Raw genomic sequence first — 7,219 nt, forward strand, 5'->3', positions numbered from 1 at the left:
ATTGCCTCGAGTGTATATCTATTTTCGCGAAGGGCTGCGTAGGCCAGGCAACATCTGGAAGCAAACTCGCACCCAAGTGACGGGCACTTTCGAACTAGGCTGAGGGCCTTATTGATCCGGATAACCCCTGTTTGGAGACGGAACATGAACACCCGTGGATTGCTCGATCAACTCCTCAAGTCCGGCCAGGAACTGCTGCAGAACAAGGCGGGCGGGGCGCAGAACAAACCGGCTGCCGGTGGGTTGGGCGGCTTGCTGGGCGGATCTTCCAGTAATGGCGCACTCGGCGGCTTGCTGTCAGGCGCAGGCGGCGGTGCCCTGGCGGCCGGCGCCATGGGCCTGTTGCTGGGCAGCAAAAAGGCACGCAAGGTTGGCGGTAAAGTCGCCATTTACGGCGGCCTCGCCGCACTGGGCGTGATCGCCTACAAAGCCTACGGCAACTGGAACGCCCAGAAAGGCACCGCCCCGCAAAGCGAACCGCAAACCCTCGATCGCCTGCCACCGGCGCAAGTCGAACAACACAGCCAGGTCATCCTCAAGGCCCTGGTCGCCGCCGCCAAGGCCGACGGCCACATCGACGACCGCGAACGCCAACTGATCGAAGGCGAATTCACCAAGCTCGACAACGATCCGGAACTCAAACACTGGCTCCACGCCGAACTCAACAAACCCCTCGACCCCACCGATGTCGCCCGCGCGGCAAGCACACCGGAGATGGCCGCCGAAATGTACGTGGCGAGCGTGATGATGGTGGATGAGGAGAACTTCATGGAAAAGAGCTATCTGGACGAACTGGCGCGGCAGTTGAAGCTGGAGCCGGGGTTGAAGGTTGAGTTGGAGAGGCAGGTTAGGGTGGCTTTGGTGTAAGCGGAGGTATTCAGGTTTTTATGAGACAGGGCAGGGGATGTTAAGGTTTGGCCTTTGACGCACCTTATAAGGATATTGCCCGTGTTACGTCAGTTTGCGCTCGCCCTACCGGCCATGTTTTTTCTGGCCGGTTGCGAGGCCGAGGCCGGCTCATTGCCCGTCAGCAAGAGTCTGACAGCGGAAAAAGTCGCGTCGATTGCGGCAACCATCAAGACCAAGTACCCCAACCTCTCCAACGATCTGCGCGAAAAGGTACTCAACACCGTAGTTCAGTCGATTGACAATATGGTGTTTGTCGAAGGTGGCCAGTTTGATATGGGCGACTTTGGCTGGGCTTGTGAATACGACGAAACGGATGTTTGCAGCTGGCCTTGCGGGCAGGAGCCGGAGCAGCTTTGCAATATTAGTCGCAACGGTGATGATGATTTTGTCCATTCGGTTAAGTTGAGTTCTTACTATCTGTCTAAATGTCAAACTACTGTACGTGATTTTGATGTGTTTTTTACAGCACAGGGTAAGGAAGTTTTTGATGTTAAGCTTCGAGAGAGAAAAGATTTAAAGAGTATGTATTCTCCCAAGCTTCCTGCACCTACAAAAAACATGGCAGGAAGCAAAGGACTACTGTCTGTGGATAGGTGGTATTAGTGGTTATGCAGTGGATCTGCCAACCGAGGCGCAGTGGGAGTTTGCTGCTAGGAATCGTGGGCAACATATATTGTTTCCAACTAATAGTGGAAGTCTGGAGTTTGGTAAGAATTTTCCGGTTGAAGGGGAAGGGGAAACATTCTTCGTTGATAGGTTTTTTCCTAATCCGCTAGGTCTTTATAATATGTCCGGTAATGCAACTGATTGGGTAAATGATTGGTATGGCAAGGACTATTATAAAAACTCTCCAGTTGATAACCCGCAAGGTCCAAAAAGTGGCGAGCAGAAAGTAAAGCGCGGTTCAAATTATCCGGAGGCGCCACTGTCGGCAGCTCCGGTTGTTAGGCGCTGGCCTGAGAACCCAAATGAGGAAGCGTATTATCCGGGTACGAGTTTTCGCTGTGCAATTCAAACGGATAAGCCGCTTTAAACAACGAAAAGGTGAAAGATTTATTTTAAAAGTGTCAATCAGTCACCTTTTTTTCGTCGAAGTCCTTGTGGCCGCTGACTAAGCCGACGGCCTCATTGATGATCGCGCTCGTCAATTGATCGACGAATTCACCAAACTCGACAATGATCAGCAACTCAAACTCTGGCTTCACGCCAAACTCAATGACCTCTTGAGCCTGCCGACGCTGTGCGTGGCGAACACGCCGGAGATGGCAGCGGAGGTGTATATGTCGAGCGAGATGGTAAGGATAGGGAGAAGGTGTCTGGATGAGCTGGCTCGGCATTTGAAGCTGGGGCCGGGGTTGAAGGCTGAGTTGGAGAGGCAGGTCAGGTTGGCTTTTGTAGAGGAGGAAGTATTCAGGTTTTTGTGAGATACGGCAGGGGGTGTTAAGGTTTGGCCTTTGACGCACTTTATAAGGAAATTGCCCGTGTTACGTCAGTTTGTGCTTGCCCTCCCGGTCCTGTTTTTTCTGGCCGGCTGCGAGGCCGAATCCGGCCCATTGCCAGTCAGCAAAAGCCTGACACCGGAAAAAGTCGCGTCGATTGCGGCAACGATCAAAACCAAGTACCCCGACCTCTCCACCGATTTGCGTGAAAAGGTCCTCAATACCGTAGTTCAGTCGATTGACAACATGGTGTTTGTCGAAGGTGGCGAGTTTGATATGGGCGACTTTGGCTGGGCTTGTGAATACGACGAAACGGATGTTTGCAGCTGGCCTTGCGGGCAGCAGCCCGAGCAGCTTTGTAATATCAGCCCAAATGGCGATGACGATTTTGTGCATTCGGTTAAATTGAGCGGGTATTACCTTTCTAAGTTTCAAGCTACTTTGAGAGATTTTGATCTGTTTTTCGTTGTGAATAATAAACCGTTGTTTGATCAGAAATATCGAGAGCGTGAAGACTTAAAGTTTCGTTATCAGCCGGATTTACCTGCCCCTACTCAAGACTGGCAAGAGGCCAGCGACTATTGTCAATGGCTTGGCGACCTTAGTGGTTATGCAGTGAGACTGCCAACTGAGGCGCAATGGGAATATGCTGCTCGCAGTCGTGGGCAGCATTTGTTATTTCCTACAGATACTGGGAGTTTAGATTATGGAAAAAATTTTCCTCTTGAGGATGAGGAGAATAATTTCCCAGGTGATCGCTTTGCACCTAATTCTCTAGGGATATACGGTCTTTCCGGCAACTCAACTGATTGGGTTAGCGACTGGTACGGAAAAGACTATTACAAAAACTCTCCTCATGAAAATCCCCAAGGGCCAGAGTTCGGTACTCAAAAAATCAGACGTGGCTCAACTGTTTTAGAAGCTCCATTATCTGCTGCTCCAATGATTCGTCGTTGGGCTGCAAGCTCTCCACAGAAATATCATACGAGTGATACGAGCTTTCGGTGTGCAGTTCAAACAGATGGGTCTCTGTAATTTTCGTGACTTTGTGGGCGCCCTTTTGGGCGCCTTTTTCAAGCTAGACCGTTATATAAATTACTTCTCTTTGCAGCGATCAAAGTCTTTTCTTTTCGCCATGGAAGGCCGGGATTCCATGCGAGCATCCCCGCTGGCCTGCTTGTTGACTCGTTATTGACTGCCAAGGACTTGATGAAACGATTGAACTGTTGTTGTTCGGCTCCGTCGAGTAATGCATTAATTCGATTTAAGCTCTTCATAGGTTCGACTTTTTCTCCACCTTTCGAGCAGTGCTCAAGTACTTGGATGAAATGCCGCCAGGTACTGAGGTGTGAAAGCAAAAGGATAACAGCCTTTTCTTGATCCTCTGCCCAACTCTCAACGAAGCTTTCAGTCAAAAGATAAATCATTGGGCCAATTGTTTCGGGGGGCAGGATATTTAGAGGGATTCTTTTGTTGTTGACATTAATGGCTTGTTTTGCGAGCAGGTAATTGGCCATTTTTTGTGCTTCTAGTTTCGTGGCTTCGCGGTTTTGCCACCAAGTCGCCATATCTCGCGCGCTGTCAGAGAAAGCCTTGCCCATTGCTTCTCCGGGATGAGTAACTATTTGGTAAAGACCTCTAGCTATGTAGTTGAAGGCATCTTTTGTTACTGCTAGTTGGTAGTGGAAGTCAGCTTTGGATAATGCGCTGCACAGCACATATGCTAAATCTCCAATTTTTTCTATATCTAAAACTGTACCAAAGCCACCACCTGCACCCGGTCCGAAAACTAAGCTTGCCTTGCAATTAATTGCCAACCGGTCGGCGCGAATTTCGATACCAAAATCAAAGCTCGCTCCGATTCCGAGTGCGACATTCCCCTCCGCCTTGATTTCCACCAGGCTCGACCAGTCCGTACTCCCACTGTCATTCGCTTGTCCGGGGGTGATCTTGCCCACGCCTTGTTTGGTGGAATCAAGCCACTTCAATGTTCCGGTTACGGTTCCGCCACCTTGAACGCCCGCGAATGCGTTGCCCTTCAAGCCGAGGCTGCCGCCGCGTTTCTTGTCGACAGCCAGGTCGGGCGTACTCAGCAACGCGGTCACACCGGAGGCTTCTACTTCCTTGGGCTTGTATTGGGCTTTGGCACCTGCCTGGCCTTGCGCGGTGGCGCCAAGGAAGCAAGACAATTCCACCTTGCCGTCGAGCCGGAAGATGCCGATGTCGCTGACCACTTCCTTGCCTTCGGCATTGCGGTACGGCATGCGCACCACGTAGCCACCCTGGTCGGGAAAGTAGCTCTTGAGTGCAACGGAGCCTTCGGCCAGAGAGATTGCTGCGCTGCCTTTGACACCGAGTTCGATATTGCCTTTGCCGGGTTCCCAGCTGTTGATACCGGCACTGGCCGTGGCGGCGAAACGGAACGCGTGGGCTTCGGCCGACACGGCGTACATCGCGGAGTCCGCTTCGTTGGAGGTCCACGAACATTCTTTGTGCAGTGCGTTGAGCAGGTTGTCGTCCTTGCTCGTCCACGATGTGAATTTAGCTTCCAGGCTGCCCAGAGGGCTGGTCTTGCGACCATCATTGACCGCCGTACGGATGTCTTTGATCAGATCCTTGGCCAGATTCTTGTCCAGCGGCTTGCCTTGCATCACCGTGGTCGGGACTTTGACACTCCAAGTGAGCTGTTCTCGGGTGCGTACCGGGATGTAGTGGCGACGAGACGGGTCACGGAAGGAGATGTACTCGACCGCCGTAATCCCGGTTTTGACCTGCTTGCCTTTCTGGGTGTCAGAGGCTTTCCCTTTGCCATGTTTGATGTCCGGTGCTGCACCGTTGGCGCTGGTGGAGCTGTCACCGGCTTCGGCTTTGCCTTGAGCGGCAATCTGGTTGCGCAGTGATTGAATCTCTGCATTGAGTTCGGCGACTTTTTTGTCTCGTAAGCCTCTCCAGTTGGTTTCCAGATAATTGCCTTCAAAGGCCGGCTGGGGCGTGTATCGGTTATACCAATCGCGGGCCTTTTGCACGGTCGCCAGTTGGCCTTGCAGATCCTCCTTGCGCTCGATGACAGTTTTCGGTTTTTCCGCCGGGGGAGGGGAGCGTTGCAGCAGGCCTGCTTCCTCGGCCTTGGCGTTCCAGTCATCTTTGACGCAGCGTGAGCAGGAGCAGCTAGCCTGAGAATCCTTGGTTTTGACGCATTTGCTGGCTTCGGTCGCCTTGGCCAGATTCTGATGCAACTCGTCCATGAGTTTTTTGACGAGGTCGCTTTGCTCTTTGAGGTCTTTCGACTCTTTTTCAGTCAGTACGTAAAAATGTTCATCTCCGGTGATGTGTACGACATCGACCAGTTCGTCCTTGCACTCGACGGCACCTTTGACAGCCGTCGTGCTTTGGTTGTCGGCGTGTTTGGGTGGTGGCAGGGCTTTGGCCGCAGGTAATTTCAGTACCCAGCCGATCTTGATGTGATTGGGGTCTGTGATGATCGGGTTCAGTCCCCGAAGGTCCGCCACGGAGCATTTGTTGGCGGCGGCAATGCTGCCAAGAGTGTCGCCGCTCTTAACGGTGTAGGTGTTGCTCATTGCGCATCGTCCTTGTGATTCACAGGCTTTCCAATTGCGTCAGCTTGTCGCCCAGCGCGACGTCGTCACGCGCCAGTAATTCGGCAGCCGGTGAGTGATCCCAGAAACTGTCCCCGCGCTGGATGGCGACTCGAAGCCATCGCTCCTGATCGGCCATTTGCTCGTAGCCCATGTCCTGTCCGGCCAGCAATTGGCGGTGGACGAATTCGACGCCATCCTCTGTGGGCAAGACTTCGTGATAGTCGTCGGCAAATCGGGTTGCTATCACCTTTAGCCGGCCCTGCTCGATCAGCGCCTGGCGTTCCGGGCTCAAATACAGCCAGCCCGGAGGTTGAATGTGTGTTGAAGCGCTTTGAGGCGACTTGGCGTAATACCTCCAGCCGATCTCATTGCGCCAGGCTATGCCACTGAACGGACCGACGAATTGGGCTTTTTCAGCTTCGTTGAGGCTAAGAAGCAAAGGCTCCAGCCAGCGTGGTTCATAGAAGCGCATCATTTGCTGGGGGTCTTCATCGGTTTTCACGCTCAGCAGACTGCGCCAGTGTTCAATGCCCTGATCCAGCAAGGCCGGATCACTCAACCAGGCGACACACCCGGCATCGGATTGCTCCAGCAGTTTGCTGGCATAACTCGCGGCCGCCCGTTTTTCCGAGTACATGACGACATAGGGGCCAGCAGGCTGGAGTTCGGCGTAAGGCGTGTTTGTAAACAATGGAATACAGCTGGGCCTGGATTGTTCTTCGCCTTGAAACAGCTGGCTCAGCAGGTCCGGATCAAAACTGCGATCCAGAATCAGGCACATTGCCCCGGTTGCCGCAGGTTGCTCGAAAGGCGACTGGATGGAGGTAATCATGCTGACGCTCCCGTCTGGTGAACCGGGCAGCACCCGGTCGCGTCGAGATCACATGACGGCGTCGGCAACAACACGCCGGCCTTTGACTGTGCCTTGAAGGCGCCGAGGGAAGGCTTGACGACCTGGCCGGCCTTGTCGGTATCCGCCTGTTTCAGCACGCCCGGCATCAACGGCGCCGCACCCGTCCCGCTCCCCGGTCCACCCCCCGAGTTGATGTTGATCGCCGGCCCGCTCATGGTCACGCCGCCGCCATCGATCTTGATGAAGCTGCCACCCCCGACCAGCGTCAGTTCAGCGCCAGCTTCCAGCACCACTTTCATCCCGCTGCTCAGGTGGATTTCCTGGCCGGCGTCGATGAATTGGCCGGTGCCGATCTTGATGTGCTGGTTCACGCCCACGGTCAGGTGGTCGTTGGCGCGGGCTTCGACTTTGCGGTCTTC

The 7,219-nt window shown here is 53.6% G+C and carries 7 protein-coding genes and 1 pseudogene; 5 read left to right on the top strand and 3 right to left on the bottom strand.

Annotation, left to right across the window (positions count from 1 at the left end):
• Window positions 1-144: 144 nt before the first annotated feature.
• The 5 genes from AC07NR_RS24625 to AC07NR_RS24645 all read left to right on the top strand — a co-directional run bounded on the left by AC07NR_RS24625 (window position 145) and on the right by AC07NR_RS24645 (window position 3,383).
• Window positions 145-867 (top strand): tellurite resistance TerB family protein, encoded by a 723-nt coding sequence (locus AC07NR_RS24625; RefSeq protein WP_495079665.1) that lies wholly within the window; start codon window positions 145-147, stop codon window positions 865-867.
• Window positions 868-948: 81 nt separating this feature from the next.
• Window positions 949-1,512 carry an SUMF1/EgtB/PvdO family nonheme iron enzyme gene (locus tag AC07NR_RS24630; RefSeq protein ID WP_495079666.1) on the top strand — a complete coding sequence of 188 codons (564 nt, stop codon included), beginning with the start codon at window positions 949-951 and terminating at the stop codon, window positions 1,510-1,512.
• Between the two features lie 10 nt (window positions 1,513-1,522).
• Window positions 1,523-1,942: a formylglycine-generating enzyme family protein gene (locus tag AC07NR_RS24635; protein WP_495079667.1), complete on the top strand. Its 420-nt coding sequence runs from the start codon at window positions 1,523-1,525 to the stop codon at window positions 1,940-1,942.
• Between the two features lie 115 nt (window positions 1,943-2,057).
• Complete coding sequence (locus AC07NR_RS24640) at window positions 2,058-2,333, top strand: DUF533 domain-containing protein (protein ID WP_495079668.1); 276 nt, start codon at window positions 2,058-2,060, stop codon at window positions 2,331-2,333.
• 57 nt (window positions 2,334-2,390) lie between these two features.
• Window positions 2,391-3,383, top strand: coding sequence for a formylglycine-generating enzyme family protein (locus AC07NR_RS24645; protein WP_495079669.1), 993 nt, complete (start codon window positions 2,391-2,393; stop codon window positions 3,381-3,383).
• Window positions 3,384-3,421: 38 nt separating this feature from the next.
• Here the strand turns inward: AC07NR_RS24645 and AC07NR_RS24650 are convergent, their stop codons facing one another.
• The 3 genes and pseudogenes from AC07NR_RS24650 to AC07NR_RS24660 all read right to left on the bottom strand — a co-directional run.
• Window positions 3,422-5,926 carry a LysM peptidoglycan-binding domain-containing protein gene (locus AC07NR_RS24650; protein ID WP_495079670.1) on the bottom strand — a complete coding sequence of 835 codons (2,505 nt, stop codon included), beginning with the start codon at window positions 5,924-5,926 and terminating at the stop codon, window positions 3,422-3,424.
• A gap of 19 nt (window positions 5,927-5,945) precedes the next feature.
• Complete coding sequence (locus tag AC07NR_RS24655; RefSeq protein WP_495079671.1) at window positions 5,946-6,779, bottom strand: DUF4123 domain-containing protein; 834 nt, start codon at window positions 6,777-6,779, stop codon at window positions 5,946-5,948.
• Window positions 6,776-7,219: pseudogene (locus tag AC07NR_RS24660) on the bottom strand (type VI secretion system tip protein VgrG); the annotation flags it as partial. The gene AC07NR_RS24655 and the pseudogene AC07NR_RS24660, both read right to left, overlap by 4 nt.

This window comes from Pseudomonas sp. GW821-FHT09C09 (assembly GCF_059418105.1).

Coding starts and splice junctions, on each gene's coding strand:
- AC07NR_RS24655 (WP_495079671.1), bottom strand. CDS start 6,779: ATGATTACCTCCATCCAGTCGCCTTTCGAGCAACCTGCGGCAACCGGG.
- AC07NR_RS24625 (WP_495079665.1), top strand. CDS start 145: ATGAACACCCGTGGATTGCTCGATCAACTCCTCAAGTCCGGCCAGGAA.
- AC07NR_RS24650 (WP_495079670.1), bottom strand. CDS start 5,926: ATGAGCAACACCTACACCGTTAAGAGCGGCGACACTCTTGGCAGCATT.